Genomic DNA, 21,031 nt, shown 5'->3' on the forward strand with positions numbered 1-21,031 from the left:
AATTATGTTAAATAATTAGATAATTCCAAGAATTATTTGGTTTGGAGGTAGGAGGAATAAAAATGAATACCAAACTGCGTATAGGAAATTATTTAGCAATTGCATTTATGTTATTTGCTTTATTTTTTGGAGCGGGGAACCTGATTTTCCCGGCACAGCTCGGACAATTATCAGGAGATAATATTACCCCGGCTACGATTGGCTTTTTAATCACTGGAGTAGGGTTGCCTTTTCTGGGTATTATGGCAATGGGCTTCTCTGGAAAAAATAATCTGCAGGAGCTTGCCAGCCGTGTCCATCCTGTTTATGGTCTTGGGTTTACGGCGTTACTTTACTTAACAATCGGACCATTCTTTGCAGCTCCAAGAACAGGAACAGTGGCTTATGAGGTTGGTATTGGTCCATATGTAAGCGAAGGATCTCAATCAACGGTTCTCTTGATTTTTACCGGAGTCTTTTTCTTAATTGCCCTGCTTGTCTCGTTATTTCCATCTAAAATTGTTGATAATATTGGGAAATTTTTAGCGCCAGTGTTGGTTGTTTTACTGCTTGTTTTATTGGCAGTTGCCCTCTTTAATCCGATGGGGACGATTCAGGCTCCAGAGGAAGCATACCAGACTTCCGCCTTTTTTATCGGATTTTTAGAAGGTTATAATACGATGGATGCTTTGGCAGCACTGGTATTTGGGATTATTATTATTAATGTTATCAAAGGGTTTGGAATTACAGATAATAATCAAATTCTCTCTGCGGTGACGAAGATAGGCTTAACTTCGACAGCACTGCTGGTTATCATCTATGTAGGAATCTCTTACCTGGGTGCAACAAGTGTGACAGAATTAGGTGTATTGGAAAATGGAGGGCCTGTGTTAAGCGGTGCTGCAGCGTATTACTTCGGTACATTTGGAACGATTTTGCTGGCTGCTATTATTATATTAGCTTGTTTGACCACTGCTATTGGTCTGATTACAGCAAATGCAGAGTATTTCCATACCTTGTTTCCGGCGATTGCTTATAAGCCATGGGTATTCTTCTTTTCCATTTTAACTTTTGTCATAGCTAACTTTGGTTTAGAAAATATTATTGCTTTTTCTACGCCGGTACTTATGTTCTTATATCCGCTGGCAATGGTATTAGTTTTGCTGACGTTCGTATCACCGTTTTTCAACCATTCACGTCTTGTCTACATCCCGACTATTGCAGTTACGTTCATATTTAGTATCATAGACGGTCTTGTAGCGCTTTATCAGTCATTAGAATTAGAGCTGCCTGGATGGTTAGATACGCTTATTGAGACACTAGGCGATACTCTTCCGCTTTATGCAGAAGGTTTGGGCTGGCTTTTGCCGGCAGTTATTGTCGCAGTTATTATGATTATTGTCTCGAAAGTAAAAAAATAAAATAAAACCTGGCTGTTGGATTTTTTTATCTAACAGCCAGGTTTTTTAATTATCATTTTTTCCTGCAATTCCGTAGAAAAACAACTTCATTAATTCTTCTGTCAGCGGAACGAGCTGTTCGATGGCATCTCCTTTTTGTAAATAATCGCTAAACATCTGAAGGTAGACGAAGATAGCTGTATCGCTGATAGCAGGATCAATAAAACCTTCATCCCTGCCCTGTTGAACGAGCTGCATCATTGCTGGAAGTGCCTTTTCCTGGTAGAGACGCTCGATAAAATTACCTGGTATTTTATATTGCTCCATCATATAATTGGAAAATTCTTCGTGTACATCATTTACGATTTGTGCTTCAGAGAAGATAAGCTGCTTCATCTTCTCTTCATACGATATCGGCTTTTCAATGAGTTTATGATATATTTCCCACATTTGATTCGTATAGTAGACAAGCACTTCATGCAATAATTTTTCCTTGCTATCAAAATAATTATAAATGGTTACCTGCGACACATTTGCTTCCTTTGCAATCTTTGAGATGGAAACCTTTTTGATGCCATTTTTTTTAAATAATGCTGCGCTTGTATTTAAAATCTTTTCTTTTTTGATTGATGTTCTGCGTTCAAATCCATCCATAGCCTGTCACCCCCGTAATTATCACAGTGTAACTGGATGGGACTGGGACTGCGGTTACTCGCCCCACCGAAAACCATTGCGATTACTCGTCCCATCGTATAGAGCTGTGTGTCGAAAAGCCCTCACTGAATAAGGTTTTACTTTATCATATCACATTTAGAAATGAAATATAAATATAATAATATTTCAAAACTTATTGACGTAAAATTATTTTATCTATATTATGAAATATATCAGGTTAAATATTTCAAAACTTTCAGGGGAGGATTTCTTATGACTGTACTGCAGCTGGACCGGGTATCAAAACGATTTGGTGATTTTCAAGCACTGGATCACGTGTCAATGGAATTAAGAGAAGGAGAAATTTATGGATTTATCGGACCGAATGGAGCGGGGAAGTCAACAACGATACGTATTTTATTAGGAATGTTAAAGGCAACAGAGGGGCGCGCAACCTTATTTGGGAAGGATGCATGGAAGGACGCTGCAGATATTCATAAACGCTGTGCCTATGTACCGGGAGATGTGTATGTATGGCCCAATTTAACGGGCGGAGAAGTGATTGATGTTTTACTGAAAATGAACGGGAGCTATTCTGAGAAAAAACGTGATGAATGGGTAGAACGATTTCAGTTTGACCCGACGAAGAAAGCAAGGTCTTATTCGAAGGGAAACCGGCAAAAAATTGCTCTGATAGCTGCCTTTGCTTCAGAAGCTGATTTATTTATCCTGGATGAGCCGACCTCGGGACTTGACCCTCTGATGGAGCATATTTTTCAGCAGGGTGTAAGAGAAATGAAAGAAGCAGGGAAGACAGTACTTTTATCCAGTCATATTTTATCGGAGGTCGAGAAGCTTTGTGATCGTGTTGCAATTATTCGCAAAGGAAAAATCATTGAAAGAGGTACACTGGATGATTTGCGTCATTTAACAAGAATGCAGATGCAGGTAGAAACCAGAGAAATTCCAGAAGGATTCGCAAATCTGTCCGGTGTACACCAGTTAGAAGAAGCAGAAGGACAAATTACTTTTCAGGCAGATACAGATCATATGGAGGAGATTATCAACTATTTAAATAAATATGGCGTACGGAAACTAGAAAGCACTCCGCCGACGCTGGAAGATTTATTTATGCGTCATTACGAGGGACGAAGCAGCGAGGAGAATGCGTGATGAGAAAACATATCAAAGGAACGGGGATATTGTTCCCTATTTTAATGAGACAGCATCGACTGCGGCTGCTGCTGTGGCTGTCTGGACTTGTTCTGGTAAGCTGCTCTGTAGCTTATGCGTACCCAGACCTGTATCCTGATCAGGCATCCAGAGAAGCTTATTCCATGACGATGGAAAATCCGGCCATGATTGCCATGCTTGGAATAGGGTATGATCATTACCAGAAGATTGGCAGCTTATTTGCGCTGGAGATGCTATTATTTTCTGCCATTGCGGTGGCTATTATGAATATTTTACTCATGTCGAAGCTGACAAGGGATGATGAGGAGAATGGCATCTTAGAGCTTGTTCAATCTCGATCTGTCGGACGTTTAAGCTATCTAACGGCTTCCTTTATGGTCATGCTGTCTGCGAATGTTTTATTCGTTATCCTGCTTGCGACAGCAATGGGCTTTATGCAGATAGACGGCTTTGGATTTTCTGGAGTTGTCCTTTATAGCAGTCTTTTGGGGAGCTTTGGACTGCTGTTTGGTACTATGACAGCATTCTTTGCTCATTTTTCGGTCACTTCAAGAGGAACTAGTATTTTGGGGTTTGGTGCGTTGTTTTTCTTCTATATTTTACGAGCTGTCGGGGATGTGGAAGCGGCGTTTTTATCTTGGATCAGTCCGCTTGGCTGGTTATCAAGAGCGTATGTTTTTGTGGACAATAACATCTTTCCAATCGGTTTATTGCTGGTAAGCAGTCTGGGACTAGGTATTATAGCATTTATACTGCAGGCAAAACGTGATATAGGGGATGGGTTATTACCTGAACGGGCAGGTTCAGTGCGTGCTTCTGCCTTTTTAAAAACAAAGGTCGGGCTGGTCATCCGCTTACAGAAAACAATGATTTTCATATGGACGATTGGCATCTTGCTGCTTCATATTGTTTTTGCGCTTATATTAGGAGATTTAGAAGCCTTCTTTTTAGAGAATGAAGCGATGCAAGCCTTTTTAACAGGCGAAGGAAATGTCATGGAGCAATTTATTGTTTTATTGATGGCTATCATGACATTATTTATTACGGCGCCGGTAATTATCAGTTTTTTGAGGCTGCGCGGAGAAGAAAAATCCAATCGGACAGAACTTGTATTCAGCAGGGCAGTGTCACGGATGCAGCTGCTGAGGGCTTATCTTGTTCCGGCTATTCTAATTGCGATTCTGCTGCCGATATTACAGGCGTTTGCATTATGGAGTGTGGGAACGGTTATCAGTGAGGACATGATGCCTCTTGGAGATGTCATGGGAGCTTCCGTTGTGTATATTCCAGCGGTTCTGCTTGTGTTAGGCTTGGCTGTTTTATTAATCGGCTGGCTTCCCAGAGCAACTTCACTTGTGTGGCTCTTCCTCGTTTACGGGTTTATCGTCATCTATTTAGGAGATATTTTAGAGCTTCCGGATTGGGTAATAAATCTATCGGTCTATGAACATGTTCCAGTTTACCCCAGTGAGGAACTGTCTTATGCCTCTCTATTGATTCTCTCTGGAATAGGTGTATTATTGATATTTATTGGTGCATGGGGGTATAAGCGACGTGATATAGAAGGATAATAGATAGAAAAATCATGTCTGCAGAAAATTCATACAACGTTTAAATCCGGTATATAATGATAATTTAATGGAAAGTAACCTCTTTAACTCGATTGCCGTAAGGGGTTACTTTTTTTATTTGCAAAATAATAGAATGTGAAAAAGGAAATCAATATGCATTCGAAATGATGTGTACTGTCAAGAAAGAGAAAACCATAGGAAAAGGACATCTGCCGCCTTGAAAAAATAGTCAAGGACACTCTGTGGAAGAAGTTAGAGATAAGGACTTACAATCAATGATCAGATAAATGCAATGGGGATTATACAAGGCTAGTATGTTTATCGAAAAAGTGACATACTTATCTCTTTCCCCTTATAATAGAATGGCAGAGATAATTAGAAAAGCTTGAGACAGGGAGATTTGGTTAAAGCTGCCTATACACAATCTTTCCTGCAAGCTTTACATAACGAGGAGATCAACAATATGTTTCATTTTCATAAGCCAAATAATAAGAGAAATTTGGAACCTAAAGCAACATTGAGTTTAAAAAGCAAAATGATTATTCTGATTAGCCTGTTGATTTTGGGTATTTTTATTCTTCTTACTTGGTTTCTCCACTCGTTTATTTCTAACACCATTGAAGACCAGGTTGGGAAACGTGCGCTAAGCGTAGCTCAAAGTGTCGCTAATATACCAGAAATCAGTTCGGCCTTCGAGTTAAATCATCCTGCTTCAGTCATTCAGGAAATTGTTGCTCCGATTCAGGAAGAAACGGCTGCTGAATTTATTGTTGTGGGAAATAAGGAAGGAATCCGCTATTCCCATCCAGACCCAGGAAGAATCGGGGAAAAAATGATTGGCGGAGATAATGCTCGTGCTTTACAAGAAGGAGAAGCTTATGTATCTCAGAGCGAGGGATCACTTGGATTGTCTATTCGCGGAAAAGTGCCAGTAAGAGATGAGACAGGGAATATCATCGGCGTAGTATCCGTAGGCTTTCTAAATGAGGATGTCCAAAGCATTATAGCGAATCAGAGCAAGTCCCTGTGGCTTACCATGATAGGAATTGTTGTATTAGGTATTGCAGGTGCCATTTTTATTGCCCATCATATCAAAAAGCTATTATTCAATATGGAGCCAAAAGATATTTCTTATTTACTTTTGCAAAAGGAAGCAATATTGCAATCCACACATGAAGGAATGATAGCGGTTGATCATAATGGAATGATAACGATGATAAACAAAGCAGCAAAACAAATCCTGTTTCGTGAGGATCAGCAGTTTGAGCATGTTTCTGGGAAATCAATTGATCAATTCATTCCCAATACGGGTTTATTTGAAGTATTGAAAAGCGGGAAGAGCCAGTACGACAAAGAAATGATATTTGGTGAATCCATTGTTTTAGTAAATCAAGTACCTGTCTATATGGAAGGGAAAATAGCTGGGGCGGTTTCTACTTTCCGGAAAAAAACGGAAATAGAGCATGTGACGCAGGAGCTTCAGCAAATTAAACAGTATGCAAATGCCCAGCGTGCTCAAACACATGAATTTTCCAATAGTTTATATACCATTCTCGGCTTGCTTCAATTAGGGGAGCGAGAAGAAGCCATCGATTTTATTAAAAAGAAAAGAAATATTCAAGAGAAGCAATCGCAAATCTTAACGAAGCATGCAGCCGATCCGGTAGTTCAGGGACTTTTACAAGGGAAAATCAATCAGGCGAATGAGCTTGGGGTGACTATTTCCATCCACCCGGACAGTCAACTCAATCATGTTTACGGCGGGGATAAACAGGAGACATTAATTACTGGAATTGGAAATATGCTTGAAAATGCGCTGGAAGCCGTAAAAGGTAATCAGGAGAAGGAGCGGCAGATTAATCTTTTTTTCACAGATATTGGGGACGATATTGTGGTAGAGGTGGATGATTCTGGTCAGGGTATATCAGAGGAGGCAGCTGCCCATATCTTTGAACAGGGGTATTCCACAAAAGGAGAGAAAAATCGTGGAATAGGATTAGCGTTGACACAGCATGCCGTCCAAAAGCAAGGCGGTCAAATCATGCTGGAAGAAGGAGAAATGGGCGGTGCCTGTTTTGTAATGATTATACCTAAAAATGGGGGCGACTCGGATGAAGGACAGCATACAGGTTCTTATTATTGAAGACGATTTTCGAATTGCTGAAATCAACCGGAGATATGTAGAGAGGGTAGAAGGATATATGGTCCAGGAAGTAGTGAAAACAGGAGAAGAGGCGCTTGCTTTTCTTAAAAAGTGTACGTCTCTTCCACAGCTGATTCTGCTTGATATATACATTCCTGATGTAAAAGGATTGAATCTGCTTTGGCAAATACGTCATCTCTATCATGAAATTGATTTGATTCCTGTTACTGCTGCTAATGAGACAGTAACCATTGAAGAAGCGCTAAGGGGAGGTGCTTTTGATTATATTGTAAAACCTGTCGATGCGGAGCGTTTTGCGCAGTCCTTGGAGCGGTATAAGCAATATCGGAAATTTTTTTCTGCTAAAGAGACGTTAGGACAAATGGAAATTGACGCTTTTACAGGTGCTGCAGACGCCAGCTATCCATCTAATTTGAACAGCATTAATACGACTTTGCCTAAAGGAATTGATCCGATTACGTTGAATGATATCAAACAACTTTTGGAAGCAGATCAAGGGAAAGGGATTACTGCCGTGGAACTGAGCAGTAAAATTGGAACGAGCAGGTCTACGGCACGCCGTTATTTGGAATACCTGGTATCTGCGAAAGAGGTCCAAACAACATTAAAATACGGTACTGTCGGCAGACCAGAACGAGAATATATACTTCGTGAAACTTATGAACAAAATGAATAATATAACAAATAAACAACTTATGAGAAGAAGGTTCCGCCTTCTTTTTTTTCATGCTATTTTATTTATTAATCGAAAAATTTGTTAACGCTTTCAAAAAAGGGCGTAACTAGCTAGTAATTACGAGAGATAATCAATAGTATGAAATAAGGGGAGATAGGGATGTTAAGCTTAATAGGATTTTTAACAATACTGGCAATTGTTATTTTATTGATTCGAGGTAAGGTTCAGCCGATTATTGCGATGGTATTAATACCTATTTTAGGTGCATTTATTGCAGGTTTTGGTTTAGGAGAAATTGGAGAATTTTTTAATGAAGGAATTGCTACTGTAATCGACGTTGCTGTTATGTTCATTTTTGCAATTCTTTTCTTCGGGGTGATGTCGGATGCTGGATTATTTGATCCATTAATTAATAAAATGGTTGCGATTTCCCGCGGGAATGTTATTGCCGTTAGTGTAGCTACTGTATTTATTGCAGCTGTTGCACAGTTGGATGGTTCTGGAGCGTCGACATTTCTCATTACGATTCCCGCACTGCTTCCGCTATATAAACGTTTGAACATGAATCCATATTTGCTGCTTCTTTTGATTGCAGGAAGTGCAGCCATCATGAACATGGTTCCGTGGGGAGGGCCTTTAGGGCGTTCTGCTTCTGTTTTAGGTATGAATATTACGGAATTATGGTATCCTCTTATACCAGTACAAATCATTGGAATGGTATTAATGATTGGTATAGCTATATTTCTTGGATTTAGGGAAAAAAAGAGAATTGAACGGCGCTTTGGGAAAATGGAGGCTGCTGCAGCACTGGAGAATATTGCAGAAAATATAGATATTGATAGCGCTGACGGGGAGAAAAGTTCCCCCAATAAAAATCCGAACGCGCGTCCCAAATTGCTTTGGATAAATACGATTATTACATTAGGTGTTATTGCACTGTTAGTAACTGGGATTATCCCGGCTGGACTTGCGTTTATGATTGGACTTGGTTTTGCATTACCAATCAATTATCCAAAAATGAATGATCAAACGGAGAGAATTAAAGCACATGCCTCAAGTGCTTTAACGATGGCAACGATTATTTTAGCTGCTGGAACATTTTTGGGGATTTTAACAGGGACAGGAATGATGGATGCTATAGCGGAAGATGGTGTGTCCATCATGCCGGAAGCCGTCGGGCCATATTTACATCTGATTATCGGCTTCCTAGGAGTACCTCTTGACTTGCTCACAAGTACAGATGCATATTATTTCGGAATACTTCCAGTTGTGGAACAGATTGCATCAGGCTTTGGCGTAGAATCCGTATCTACTGCATACGCGATGATTATTGGAAACATCGTAGGGACCTTTGTTAGTCCGCTTGCTCCTGCAGTTTGGCTGGCGCTTGGTTTGTCAGGTTTGGAAATGGGACGCCATATCAAATATTCTCTTCCTTGGTTGTGGGGGTTAAGTATTGTTTTAGTAATTATTGCAGTATTCATGGGTGTTATTTAGGAAGGCACTATTTGACACTATATATAAAAGAGACAATCGCTTACCAAAGATTGTCTCTTTTATATGGGGAAGTTTGTGCCTCTTATTATTAGGTGAAACCGAATGACGTTGATTACGAAACAGAAGACGAAAAATTTTATCTGATTAATAAATTTTTTAAGCGATAAAGAAAGGGAATCGAAAGGGTTTAGTTTACTCAGAATGCAGGAATTGTTTAGTTATATACAATTCCTGCATTTTATAAATGGAGGAATCAAAATGGGAGGTTTAGCATGTCAGAACATATAATCAAAAAAGGAAAGGCGAACCTTTGGAAAGGGTACGAAGCAGCTGGAGGAACGTTATTTCTATCGGAAACAGAATTAACGCATCGTCCGCATGCTGTAAATATTCAATCCGGTGTCATCTCAATCGGTTTAGACGAGATTGAGCAGGTAGAAGCAACCGCAAATAAGCTTTTATTTATTCCTATCCCAAATGGCTTAACAGTCACCTTAAGGAATGGGGAGAGGTATCAATTTGTTGTTTTCGGCAGACGGAAATGGATAGATGAAATAGAATATACGATAAAGAATTTTGTTTGAATTTTGATCCGGATAGAATATTCAGGTTTTAAAGAATATATTTACTTTACCGCAGTCCCAGTCAGTTACACTGCGATAAAAAGTAAAGATTTCGCTATTTTGTTACATAATCTGCCAAAATCTTTTAATATTTTCATTTAATTTGTCATTTAGTATATAAATTTCTATCCAGAAGTAGTAAAATAAGAAAAATTAGAATGTTTATTTTCGATACAATCATTTTTAGAAGCAGTAGCTTGAAATAGTTAGTAAACTTAATTTGTTGAAAATTATTTCAGATAAGTGATGTGTCTGAGGCATTCCAGAATAAGCAAGGGAAGAGAGCTATTCTCTAATCTTTTAGTAAAAATCTTAGAAAGAAGGTAAGGAAATTGGCGGAATTGCGCAGCGATATGATAAAAAAAGGTGTGGATCGTGCACCGCATCGAAGCCTGCTACATGCTGCAGGAGTAAAAACAAGAGACTTAGGAAAACCATTTATTCTGGTGGTCAACTCTTATATAGACATTGTTCCAGGACATATTCACTTACAAGAATTCGGAAAAATTGTAAAAGAAGCAATTCGGGAAGCTGGCGGAATACCATTTGAAATGAATACGATTGGGGTAGATGATGGCATTGCGATGGGGCATATTGGAATGAGATATTCCCTGCCGAGCCGGGAGCTGATTGCCGATTCTGTGGAAACGGTGGCAAATGCGCACTGGTTTGACGGAATGGTGTGTATTCCCAACTGTGACAAAATTACACCGGGGATGCTGATGGGGTCTCTTCGTGTAAATATCCCATCTATTTTTGTCAGCGGCGGTCCGATGAAGGCTGGTACAGACAGTGCTGGTAATCCGCTTTCCCTGACTTCTGTTTTTGAAGGAGTAGGAGCCTATCAAGCTGGAAAAATTGATGAAGCAAGATTACTAGAGTTAGAGCAAAATGCATGTCCGACATGCGGCTCTTGTTCGGGAATGTTTACAGCGAATTCAATGAACTGTCTGGCAGAAGGAATTGGACTTGCGCTTCCAGGAAACGGGACAATTCTTGCTGTTGCAGAAGAACGTAAAGAGTTTGTAAAACGTTCTGCAAAACAATTAATGGAATTAATCAAGAAAGATATCAAACCGCGCGATATCGTAACGAAGGAAGCAATCGATAATGCCTTTGCATTAGATATGGCAATGGGCGGATCGACGAATACAGTATTGCACACATTGGCTTTGGCCCATGAGGCAGAAGTAGATTATCCGCTGGAACGTATTAATGAAATCGCAAATCGTGTGCCGCATTTGGCTAAGGTTGCTCCGGCATCAAATTATCATATTGAAGATGTTGACAGAGCGGGTGGAATCAGTGCAATTATTAATGAATTATTGAAAAAGCCAGGGGCATTTCATGGAGAAAATTTAAGTGTATCTGCGAAAACAATCCGGGAAAACGTTCAAGATTCGGAAATTCTGGACACAGATGTTATTCATACATTAGATAACCCGCATTCCGAACGAGGTGGACTGGCCGTATTGTTTGGGAATCTGGCTCCAAATGGCTCTATCGTCAAAGTAGGCGCTATTGACCCAGAGGTAGGCGGGTATTTCAAAGGGCCGGCTGTCTGCTTTGATTCACAGGAAGAAGCATTAGAAGGAATTGAATCCGGCAAAGTAGAAGAAGGGCATGTTGTAGTAATACGTTATGAAGGCCCTAAAGGCGGACCGGGAATGCCGGAAATGCTTGCGCCGACCTCACAGATTGTAGGACGGGGGCTTGGTGCGAAGGTTGGTTTAATTACTGACGGACGTTTCTCCGGCGCATCCAGAGGGATTTCTATCGGCCATATCTCACCAGAAGCTGCAGAAGGCGGTCCAATTGCCTTTGTAGAGGATGGAGATATAATTGAATTAGATCTTGAAAACCGTGAAATGAATTTACTTGTTTCGGATGAAGAATTTGAAAAACGCAAAGCAAATTGGAAAGGCTTTGAGCCAAAAGTGAAAAAAGGGTGGCTTGGCCGCTATTCTAAACTTGTCACTTCTGCGAACACTGGCGGAGTGATGGAAATATAATTGAAAATCTGCGTCACAGTTTAATCGCTGTGACGTTTTTTCTTGATAGGATGTTAACGATAAACGTCTAGTTTGAATAATATAAAGTGAAACTTCAATCAGTGGGGGTTTTCTTTTCATCCCCACTGATTGGGGTTGCGATTACCCGCCCCATCATAAAGAGTTGTTAGCTGAATGAATCGGGCCGTTACTGGCTGTTGGGTCTCCCACTTAGAATTTTCCAGTTCCTTCTATTCTTAAAGTGGAAGCCTTACAAAAGTCCTTCGATGAGGCAAGTAATCGCAATGGTTTTCGGTGGGGCGAGTAACCGCAGTCCTAGTCCCAGCCAGTTACACTGCGATAAATAACGGAAGATGATTTGAAGCGAGAGGTTGAGGGGAAATGGATGAAAAAAAGGATAATCATTCTAACCATTCAGATCAAGATATACAAGTTTCTTATAGCTTAAAATTAGCTTTGATTGGCGGTCTGTTAGCTACATTGGGGGATGCTACCAGCACCTATGCTGCCAGCTTGGCAATCGATGAATTTTTACAGGAATCGGAAGAGCAAAATGAGAAGGACCAGCAGCTGGAGGAAAGACTGGCTGCAATAGAAAGGAAATTAGATGCATTTCAGAACAAAACGGAATGAAAAATGAACGGTTAAAGAAGTTGGATGAGTAATAAATTTTCAGGCGAGCCATGTTTAATCAGGGAACAATGTATAGAAAGCGGCAGCATCTCTTTTTTATTATTGATGACTGCACAAGTGAATGATTCGGAAGCTTTGTGACTACGATTTAAACAGCTGACAATTATTTAGCCGGGGACCTAAATAAGGGGGATAGGAGCGCCGCTTAAATAGCTGCTATTTGTCGTTGCCAATTATGTTCATTAGAATAGATTATTAAATAATCCCAAGGCAGGACGTTTAATATGGATAATAATCTGAAAGCGTTATTCGGTTCGTGGGAGGCTGCCATAGGCACCCTTCTTTCTGCTATAGCCAGTACGCCTTCCTCTAAACTGAATGAAACGCTGCAAACGAATTTGGATTTAGCAGGAAATGTCATGCAGGCTACAGGCAGTGCTTTAGCAGCCGACAGTGAAAAAAAGCTCACTTTAAACAAATTCGGAAACCAAGTTCAAGCGATTGGAAACTCCGTTGTGATTAGCGGGATAGTCATTTCATTTACTGAAGAAACAAAGAGAAAAGTAACCATCAAAGGTAATTTATTTCAAGCTGTCGGAAGCAGCATGGCTCTTCCTGATTTATTGGATACCACTGAGATAACTATGGATACGCTATATGAAATCTATGGAGCACTGCTTCAATCGATCGGAAATGCGTTACAGGGTTTGTCAGGCATGATTGAACTAAAAGGGGAGCGGGGAGAACATATTGATTTTGTTGGCAGCTGGATACAAACCATTGGCGCCTTTATCCAAGCTCTGGTACAAAGCAAAACATCATATATTGATTATGAAAAGTCATTTTCGGGTATGCACATCCAGCGCAGTAAATTTGAATTTCCGTTAGGGAGGGAAACCTGAGAAGATACGTTGCTGTTTTATTAGCAGTGAACTAGTATAAAAGATAGAAAAGTTTAGTATGCTAAGAGAAAAGGAAATGAATATCAACGGATTTCTTATAAAAGGATGATGATAATGATTCCAGCACAACCAGCTATCACCCGAAAAAGTATTGTTATGTTATTACGTCTTGTTGCTGTTGTTTTTTCCAGTATAGCAGCTATTTTATCAACGGTATTGCCGCTTTTATTTTATACGGATTTGTCGGCCGGCGCTGTGATGACCGTTGCTTCCGTATTACTAATCGGCGCTGTATTTATTCATGGCATGCTGACTCACACCTTGAATGATATTGCAGATTATCAATCAGGCACAGATCAATACAGCCCCGGTGTACTTTCCGGAGGCAGCAGAGTGCTGCAGACAGGCACAATGTCTGTAGGAATGCTCAAGCAATTAGGTATTTGGATGACGATATTCTTATTGCTGATGGCTATCCTGTTTGCTTTTCTCGGTCTTACGGAATTTGCTGTATTAACCTTGGTCGGTATCTGGGGAGCAGTATCTTACTCACTAAAACCATTTCAGTTAGCCTACTATCCATTTGCAGGAGAATGGCTCAGTTTATTCCCAACTATGCTGATGCTGGGAATCGCTGCTCCTTGGATTTTACTCGGACAAGTTGCTGCCTGGACATGGCAAAATGCAATAATCAATGCAATCTGGTGTATGGCGTGGGTAATGGTTCATCATATTCCAGACCGGCATGCGGATAGAAAAGCAGTGCCCCTGAAGCAAACCTCTGTGGTGTGGGCAGAGAATAAGTTTGGAGCAAGCGGTGCTAAACTGCCTGCCATGCTTTATTTTATCTTGATTGGTTTGCTGCTTATTTGGACAGCTTTTACACGGCCGGCTGGAGCAATAGGAGCTGGCATTCTACTGACTTATGCAATTTATCTCGTGATAAAAATGGATATTGACGATGTAGAAAAAGTAACAAATGATGAGAAGAAACTGCTTATTCTTGCTTTTGTAACCGCGATATGGCTGGGGAGCTTTGTTTAAAAGAAGGATTATATTTGGTCGCATGTTAAGAGTTGGACAAAAATTCAGCTTTTAAGATGCGATTTTTTACGGAAAAGTTTTTCAAAACAAGGGTAAACCACTTCATCATAATAGTAGACTGTAAATACACTTCTTATACAAAAATATTCAATAAATATTTCATTTGAAATAGGGTGAATATTTCCATTTTCCTAGTATAATAAAATATAGGGAGTGTTATGGAATGGAAAAGCGAAAGTACAATAAAAAAGATTTCTACTTTTGGAAAATCACCTTATGCTTAGCTGCGGCTTCTTTTTTTATATTTGCTAGTCTTTATGTGGTGCAGCCGTTAGCCCCATTGTTTGTCAGAGATTTTGATGTGTCTGTGTCAGAAGCCACGTTACCTTTGTCTGTGAATGTATTTGGATTGATTCTCGGGTTAATTATTCTTGGGTTTTATTCTGACCGAATCGGCAGGGTCCCGCTTATCAAATGTTCCTTAATTATTTCGATTATTCCATTTCTATTGATTCCGATGACTGATTCCTTTACTTTTTTCATTCTGATGCGATTTATCCAAGGATTTGCTATGGCGGGTCTGCCTGCAGCATCACTTGCTTATATCAATGAAGAAATTGACCGTTCGAGTATTGGAATTGCAACAGCTTTATACATAGCAAGTAATGCCTTTGGAGGAATGGTCGGCAGATTTTTGGCGAGTTTTTTAGCTGAAGAGCAAGCCTGGCAGACGATATTTTATATCTTTGCAGGGATAGGGCTGATAATTGCAATAGCAGTAATCCTCTTTCTGCCTAAATCGCAATTTTTTGAACGCAGTTATCTTCCGTTCCAAAAAGATATTGAAGGGATGCTTTTTCATATCAAAAGTCCGGTAATGCTCTTGTTTTTTGGTATGGGAATTATTTTTCAGGTTTCGTTTACTTCCGTATGGACTTATTTGCCGTTTTATTTGGAAGGAGAGCCATTTTCTCTTTCGTCGCAGGCTATTTCGTATACATTTCTGGCATATGGATTTGGAGTCGTCGGCGCGCCGATTGCCGGCTGGCTTGCCAGCTCTTTAGGATTGAACAGAGTTCGTATTGCGGGAATTATTGTCCTGTCCGCAGGTATTTTGATGACAGGCATTGTCTCATTGCCTTGGATCATTGCCGGTTTATGTGTGATCTGTCTCGGCTTTTTTACAGCGCATTCTTTAACGGCAACCTTCGTAACTGAGCAGGCAGCACACCATAAAGGAAGTGCATCCAGCTTATACCTTGTCTCCTATTATATCGGCGTAGCATTCGGAAGTACGGCAGTAGGCCCTGTTTGGAATCAAGCGGGCTGGCATGCCATTGTTTGGCTGGCGGGGATATTGCCTGTGGCTTATTTAGTCATTGTAACAATGGTGCAGAAAAGAATGAAGAAATCAACTTCGGTTTCCGGCAGATAAAGCATCGTGTTTAATAGATTCCAGTATTGCAAAAGCACTCAGAAAATAGAAAAAGCTCCATTTAAAAAATCCGGACAAAGCAGATGTCCGGATTTCTAGAAAACAAATATGAAAAGATTGCAGATAAAATAGTAACGTCATTTTACTTCTGCTTTCCGAAAGATAAGAAAACTCGCCAGATAGAAAACAAGGATAAATACGAAACTGATAAGAAAGCTTTCCCCGATAAATTTACTACTCATGTGAAATGTCAGCTGAGATAAATCAATTCCATAAGGAGTATAAGCCATTACGGAATGAATGGTTTCATTCAAACTGGAGACTGGTCCAAGAATCAAGCTTGTCATATACGTAGCAGTGATAACAAGAACAGCCTTTTTAAACAGGAACATAAAGAAGATGCTGACCATCAGCTGGCTGATAAAAATAAAGAGGGATAAGCCGTTTATCAATAAGATTTTCCCGAATAAACCGGCTGTTGATATCTGTTCTGCTGCTCCAGATAATATGTTTAAGGCCGGTGTGGGGAGAAAGCCGCTGAATGCTGCATCTGTAAAAGCAAAGAGAAGTGTAATGGCAGCGTAAGGCAGATATAATAATGCAATTAAAATAAAAAAGGAAATCATTTTATTGATAATAATCGCGTTCCTGCTATGTCCGCCAGAAACGGCATTTTCGATGATTTTATTTTCAAAATCAGTCGTCAGGCAAATTCCTGCTGCAATACTTCCTAATAATGCCATCATCTGCGTTTCGGAAAATAAAGACAAGCTGCCGGACGCAGTTTCTATGCTTAAGCTGTCTGTCGCAACATAATGGGAGCAGGCAGCAAAAATAATGGCACTGATAAGAGCTAAAAGAAATAGTGCCCATGGTGAAATCGACCGGCTTAATTTAAAGAAATCGGCTTTTAACAGCTGCATCAGCTTACACCTCCTATTAATTGGAGGTAATAGCTTTCTAACGTTTCTTCCTGTGTTGTAAAAGTGGTAATGATAATATCATGTTCTATCAGGGATTTGGACAGCTCCTCTTTTTTATCCGTGAAGTCATATAATTTAATGCTTTGATCAGGCTGCAAGATAAAATTCTCTGTATGAAGCGATTCTCTCAGCACCTTTTGCAACTTTTCCGGTTCGTTGCAAGCAATTAGAAGATGCTTATCGATTTGTTGGTCTAATTTGTCATGGCTGAGTGTTTTCAGGATTTTCCCTTCGTTTACAATAATAAATTCATCCGCAGTTTGATGAAGCTCGGCTAAATGATGGCTTGATAGCAGAATCGTCATTTGGTATTTCATTGCTAGTTCCTTTATTAACTGTCTAACCTCAGCAATGCCGCTTGGATCGAGACCATTAATCGGCTCATCAAGCATCAATATCTCTGGATTGCCTAGCAATGTGATAGCGATGCCTAAGCGCTGGCGCATCCCTAAGGAAAAATCTTTTGCTTTCTTTTTGCCAGTGGACGCTAATCCAACAATATCGAGCACACGCTGTTCCGCATTTTCATCTTTTATTCCTTTCATCGTTTTGTGGACACGGAGATTATCTTTTGCGCTCATATGCCCGAGAATACTCGGGTTCTCAATCATACTCCCCATTTGTTTCCGGCCGCTCAGCAATGCTTTTGGGCTGGATTGACCAAAGAGATATAGCTCTCCTGAAGTAGGGAAGGAAAGGCCGGTAATAATCCGCATAAATGTTGTTTTACCGGCTCCGTTTTGACCAATCAATCCATAGATTTTCCCTTTCTCCAAGGATATTGATACATTTTCCAATGCTTGAAAGCTGTTATAGGCTTTGGAGATATTTTTTGCTTCCAGAATATATTTCGTCATTTTTTAGTATCCTCTGTACGATTCAAAATGCCAGCTGCCATGGTGGTAAAAAAGTCTGCCGGGACTAAGGCGATGCCAATACTTTCTGGATTTTCATCGCCTAACACCATAAACTGGTCGCCTTCCTGCATGCGAACCATATCCAAAGCCTTTTTCGGTAATTTGACATAACCATCCTTCTCTAAAGGGGTTGTATTAAACATATGCTTCCCCTTCGGAGGGATGGGAAAGCCGTTGTCTTTTTGATCGTAATGAATGAAATTGTCCAAAGAAACATCGAATAAAGAGGCAAGCGCATCGCAATTGATAATATCGGGTAAAGATTCTCCATTTTCCCATTTCGCAATGGATTGTCTGGTAACGCCAATTCTTTCTGCTAATTCTTCTTGAGAGTAATTATTTTCTCTTCTTAAAAAAGAAAGATTTCGTGATAAAGTGATTTTATTCATTTCATGCATCCCTTTCGTTTGGGTATACTTCTATTTTACCCGTTAACGAAAAGGAAACAACCAACGCAGGGTAACGATTTATGTTAACGTTAGTTGCGTATTATAAATAAAACGAACTTCCTTCTCGAGCAGTTTTCCCGCCAATTCTTTATAATAAAAAATTTATCACGGAGAATCGTCCGTAAAACTCCCGCCTCAAAATAAAGCGTAAAAATAAATTTATATAGGCGGGAGATCAGGTAAGCTAGCTCCCTGAATCATTCAGGTTCATTCAGCGGGAGAAAAGCAAAAATTCCCACTGAATGAAGTTTTATTTTATGCTTGCGCCTGACGTTACGTGAGGTGGTATGATAGAGCTATCAAGTGAGAGGAGATTAGAGCGGAAATGAAAAACGAAACATTCTCCATCAGCGAATTTGCTAAATCAACAGGCGTATCTGTGCGGACACTGCATTATTATGATGAGAAGGATATATTAAAGCCAAAACGGGATGAATATAGAGGTCATCGTATTTATGAAAAAGAGGATATGATCCAGCTGCATAAAATCATGACGATGAAATTTTTAGGGATGAGCTTGGATGACATCAAGCATCATATGCAGCCAGATACGTTCGATTTAAGCTTTATCGACACGTTAAGGCTGCAGGAATCGAAGCTGATCAAGGATAGGGAACAGATTGATATTGCTTTGGAGGCCATCCAGCGCACGGTGCATCTTCTGGAAAATGAAAAAGAAGTGGATCAGGCTGTTCTCATCAGCTTACTGGCAAGTATGCAAAATGAGAGAAAGCAGGAAGAGCTGGCTAAAGGAATTATTAAGGATGATATTATAAAGAAAATGTTTCCGCAGACAGCGAAGGTGAAAATGCTCTTTGAACAAAGATTACTGACATTTTACAAACGAGTCAGGAAACATTGTGGAAAACCGGCAAATCATCCTGAAGTCCAACAAATGCTGGATGATTTTTACCGCTTTATCATGGAGGTAACGGATGTGAATTCGTTGAAAGAACTTGCGGATATCTTTTCCTTGGATATGGGGGACAAAGAGAATGAAGAACGCATAAATACGTATATTCAAGAGATAGAGCGTCTTGTCCCGACACCAATCACAGAAGAGGAAGAAGCTTGGCTGCAGCAAATGATAATAGATTATATGGGTCCATTATGGGATGAGGAAGAAGGAGAGAATTAAATGAAAGCATCGAAACAATCATCAAGTAATTTTATCAAGCTGTTACTATCTACTAGGATACCGAAGCTTGTATTAATTTTAGGGTTAATTGGAAGTGTGCTGACGACACTGGTAGGGCTGACCATTCCGCTGTTGACCAGAGAGCTCGTGGACGGATTTTCCATTGCCGATTTAGACTGGCGCTTTATTGTTCTGATCATCGGCGTATTTATCGTACATGCGCTGGTGGATGGGCTGTCAGCTTATGCACTAGCTTATGTCGGGCAAAAAGTAGTGGCAAGACTCAGAGAAATATTATGGAAAAAGCTGATTCGCCTGCCGGTTTCTTATTTTCAAAAGCAGCCGAGCGGGGAGTCCGTCAGTCGTGTAATCAATGACACGGGAATTGTAAAGGATTTGGTTTCTCAGCATTTTCCGCAATTTATTTCCGGTCTGATTTCCATTATTGGAGCGGTCATTATCCTGCTGTTTATGGACTGGAAAATGACATTGATCATGTTTATCGCTGTCCCGATTACGCTGATTGTAATGCTGCCGCTTGGGAATAAGATGGCAAAAGTATCCCGGAGTCTGCAGGATCAAACAGCTAATTTTCAAGGAGAGATCCAGCAGACCGTCAGTGAAATCAAACTGATGAAATCTTCCACGGCGGAACAGAAGGAAGAAACGCGGGGGTTACAGGGGATTTTTAAGCTATTGCAGACAGGCTTGAAAGAAGCGAAGATATTCTCAGTCATTGCACCGTTTATGTATATGGTTGTGATGCTTGTCATCGTGATGATTATCGGCTACGGCGGTATTCGCGTGGAGCAGGGAACGATGACAACGGGATCGCTTGTCGCATTTCTCTTGTATTTATTCCAGATTGTCTTTCCTATTACAACCTTTGCGATGTTCTTTACAGAATTACAAAAGGCAAAAGGTGCTACGGAACGAATTTCAGAAATTTTACGGGAAGAAGAGGAAGAAGTATTGCCTGGTTCTGCAAAACAAATTAGCGAGCTTCCGCTGGCATTTGAAGAAGTGAGCTTTTCGTATGAAGCGGGCGAGCAGGTTTTAAACAACTTATCATTTTCTGCGGCACCAGGAGAAATGGTGGCATTTGCCGGGCCGAGCGGCGGAGGAAAAACTACTGTATTTGGTCTGATTGAACGCTATTATAAGCCCAATGAGGGAGCTATCCTGCTTGGCGGCGAATCAATTCAGGATATTTCATTGGCGTCCTGGCGTTCCCAGCTCGGATATGTGTCCCAGGAAAGCTCGATGATGTCTGGTACGATTCGAGATAATTTAACCTATGGCCTGGAAGATGCAGAAGAAATTGCTGATGAAAAGCTTTGGGCCGTTGCGGAAATGGCTTATGCCGCACAATTTATTCAAGAGCTGCCAAATGGAATGGACACGCAAGTCGGCGAGCGCGGTACGAAATTATCCGGCGGACAACGCCAGCGTATTAATATTGCCAGAGCCTTCTTACGTGATCCGAAGATTTTATTGCTTGATGAAGCAACGGCAAGTCTCGACAGTCAATCGGAGCAGGTGGTTCAAAAAGCCCTGCAGCGATTAATGGAGGGAAGAACGACATTTGTGATTGCCCATCGTTTAGCAACGATAATTGATGCGGATCAAATTATCTTTATTGAAAATGGAGAGATTACCGGGAAAGGAACACATCAGGAATTACTGGAGTCACATGAACTGTATCGTTCTTTTGCGGAACAGCAGTTGAAATAGAAAAAAGAGCAGCGCATAGTTCTTCA

Annotated in this window: 18 protein-coding genes; 14 read left to right on the forward strand and 4 right to left on the reverse strand. The window is 40.4% G+C overall.

All coding sequences use genetic code 11. The features are described 5' to 3' along the window. The first annotated feature begins 62 nt into the window (after positions 1–62). Positions 63–1,400: a branched-chain amino acid transport system II carrier protein gene (gene brnQ / locus BN997_RS10185; RefSeq protein ID WP_042531949.1), complete on the forward strand. Its 1,338-nt coding sequence runs from the start codon at positions 63–65 to the stop codon at positions 1,398–1,400. Between the two features lie 45 nt (positions 1,401–1,445). Here the strand turns inward: brnQ and BN997_RS10190 are convergent, their stop codons facing one another. Further along, a complete protein-coding gene (locus tag BN997_RS10190) occupies positions 1,446–2,033 on the reverse strand; it encodes a TetR/AcrR family transcriptional regulator (protein ID WP_042531951.1) in 588 nt (195 codons plus the stop codon). A gap of 273 nt (positions 2,034–2,306) precedes the next feature. On the opposite strand from BN997_RS10190, the gene BN997_RS10195 reads away from it, so the two are divergent. The 11 genes from BN997_RS10195 to BN997_RS10245 all read left to right on the forward strand — a co-directional run bounded on the left by BN997_RS10195 (position 2,307) and on the right by BN997_RS10245 (position 15,784). Then, on the forward strand, positions 2,307–3,206 hold the full coding sequence (locus BN997_RS10195) for an ABC transporter ATP-binding protein (RefSeq protein WP_042531953.1): 900 nt from the start codon (positions 2,307–2,309) through the stop codon (positions 3,204–3,206). Then, entirely contained in the window at positions 3,206–4,798 is a 1,593-nt protein-coding gene (locus tag BN997_RS10200) for an ABC transporter permease (protein WP_042531959.1), read from the forward strand. The genes BN997_RS10195 and BN997_RS10200 overlap by 1 nt, the downstream gene beginning before the upstream one ends. Positions 4,799–5,261: 463 nt before the next feature. Further along, positions 5,262–6,941 (forward strand): ATP-binding protein, encoded by a 1,680-nt coding sequence (locus BN997_RS10205; RefSeq protein ID WP_042531961.1) that lies wholly within the window; start codon positions 5,262–5,264, stop codon positions 6,939–6,941. Further along, positions 6,910–7,638, forward strand: a complete 729-nt coding sequence (locus BN997_RS10210) for a response regulator (RefSeq protein WP_042531963.1) — start codon at positions 6,910–6,912, stop codon at positions 7,636–7,638. Before BN997_RS10205 ends, BN997_RS10210 begins: the two co-directional genes overlap by 32 nt. Before the next feature lie 159 nt (positions 7,639–7,797). Beyond that, positions 7,798–9,135 (forward strand): CitMHS family transporter, encoded by a 1,338-nt coding sequence (locus tag BN997_RS10215; protein WP_042531965.1) that lies wholly within the window; start codon positions 7,798–7,800, stop codon positions 9,133–9,135. Positions 9,136–9,407: 272 nt separating this feature from the next. Continuing rightward, on the forward strand, positions 9,408–9,719 hold the full coding sequence (locus BN997_RS10220; RefSeq protein ID WP_042531967.1) for a hypothetical protein: 312 nt from the start codon (positions 9,408–9,410) through the stop codon (positions 9,717–9,719). Positions 9,720–10,099: 380 nt separating this feature from the next. Then, positions 10,100–11,770: a dihydroxy-acid dehydratase gene (gene ilvD / locus BN997_RS10225; RefSeq protein ID WP_042535996.1), complete on the forward strand. Its 1,671-nt coding sequence runs from the start codon at positions 10,100–10,102 to the stop codon at positions 11,768–11,770. Positions 11,771–12,151: 381 nt separating this feature from the next. Next, positions 12,152–12,403, forward strand: coding sequence for a hypothetical protein (locus BN997_RS10230; RefSeq protein ID WP_042531969.1), 252 nt, complete (start codon positions 12,152–12,154; stop codon positions 12,401–12,403). Positions 12,404–12,687: 284 nt separating this feature from the next. Beyond that, complete coding sequence (locus tag BN997_RS10235) at positions 12,688–13,305, forward strand: DUF6944 family repetitive protein (protein WP_052484975.1); 618 nt, start codon at positions 12,688–12,690, stop codon at positions 13,303–13,305. Positions 13,306–13,419: 114 nt separating this feature from the next. Further along, positions 13,420–14,349, forward strand: a complete 930-nt coding sequence (locus BN997_RS10240; RefSeq protein WP_052484976.1) for a prenyltransferase — start codon at positions 13,420–13,422, stop codon at positions 14,347–14,349. 223 nt (positions 14,350–14,572) lie between these two features. Beyond that, a complete protein-coding gene (locus BN997_RS10245) occupies positions 14,573–15,784 on the forward strand; it encodes an MFS transporter (protein ID WP_042531972.1) in 1,212 nt (403 codons plus the stop codon). A gap of 137 nt (positions 15,785–15,921) precedes the next feature. On the opposite strand, the gene BN997_RS10250 is transcribed toward BN997_RS10245, so the two are convergent. From BN997_RS10250 to BN997_RS10260, 3 genes are read right to left on the reverse strand one after another with little or no spacing between them, the layout of a single operon-like run. Continuing rightward, on the reverse strand, positions 15,922–16,707 hold the full coding sequence (locus BN997_RS10250; protein ID WP_042531974.1) for an ABC transporter permease: 786 nt from the start codon (positions 16,705–16,707) through the stop codon (positions 15,922–15,924). Next, positions 16,707–17,624 carry an ABC transporter ATP-binding protein gene (locus tag BN997_RS10255; protein WP_042531976.1) on the reverse strand — a complete coding sequence of 306 codons (918 nt, stop codon included), beginning with the start codon at positions 17,622–17,624 and terminating at the stop codon, positions 16,707–16,709. Before BN997_RS10255 ends, BN997_RS10250 begins: the two co-directional genes overlap by 1 nt. Continuing rightward, positions 17,621–18,073: a helix-turn-helix transcriptional regulator gene (locus tag BN997_RS10260; RefSeq protein ID WP_139089064.1), complete on the reverse strand. Its 453-nt coding sequence runs from the start codon at positions 18,071–18,073 to the stop codon at positions 17,621–17,623. The genes BN997_RS10255 and BN997_RS10260 overlap by 4 nt, the downstream gene beginning before the upstream one ends. A gap of 385 nt (positions 18,074–18,458) precedes the next feature. On the opposite strand from BN997_RS10260, the gene BN997_RS10265 reads away from it, so the two are divergent. Beyond that, positions 18,459–19,271: a MerR family transcriptional regulator gene (locus BN997_RS10265; RefSeq protein ID WP_042531980.1), complete on the forward strand. Its 813-nt coding sequence runs from the start codon at positions 18,459–18,461 to the stop codon at positions 19,269–19,271. Beyond that, positions 19,272–21,005, forward strand: coding sequence for an ABC transporter ATP-binding protein (locus BN997_RS10270; RefSeq protein ID WP_042531982.1), 1,734 nt, complete (start codon positions 19,272–19,274; stop codon positions 21,003–21,005). Positions 21,006–21,031 lie beyond the last annotated feature (26 nt).

This window comes from Oceanobacillus oncorhynchi, assembly GCF_000821065.1.
GTDB lineage: Bacteria > Bacillota > Bacilli > Bacillales > Amphibacillaceae > Oceanobacillus > Oceanobacillus oncorhynchi.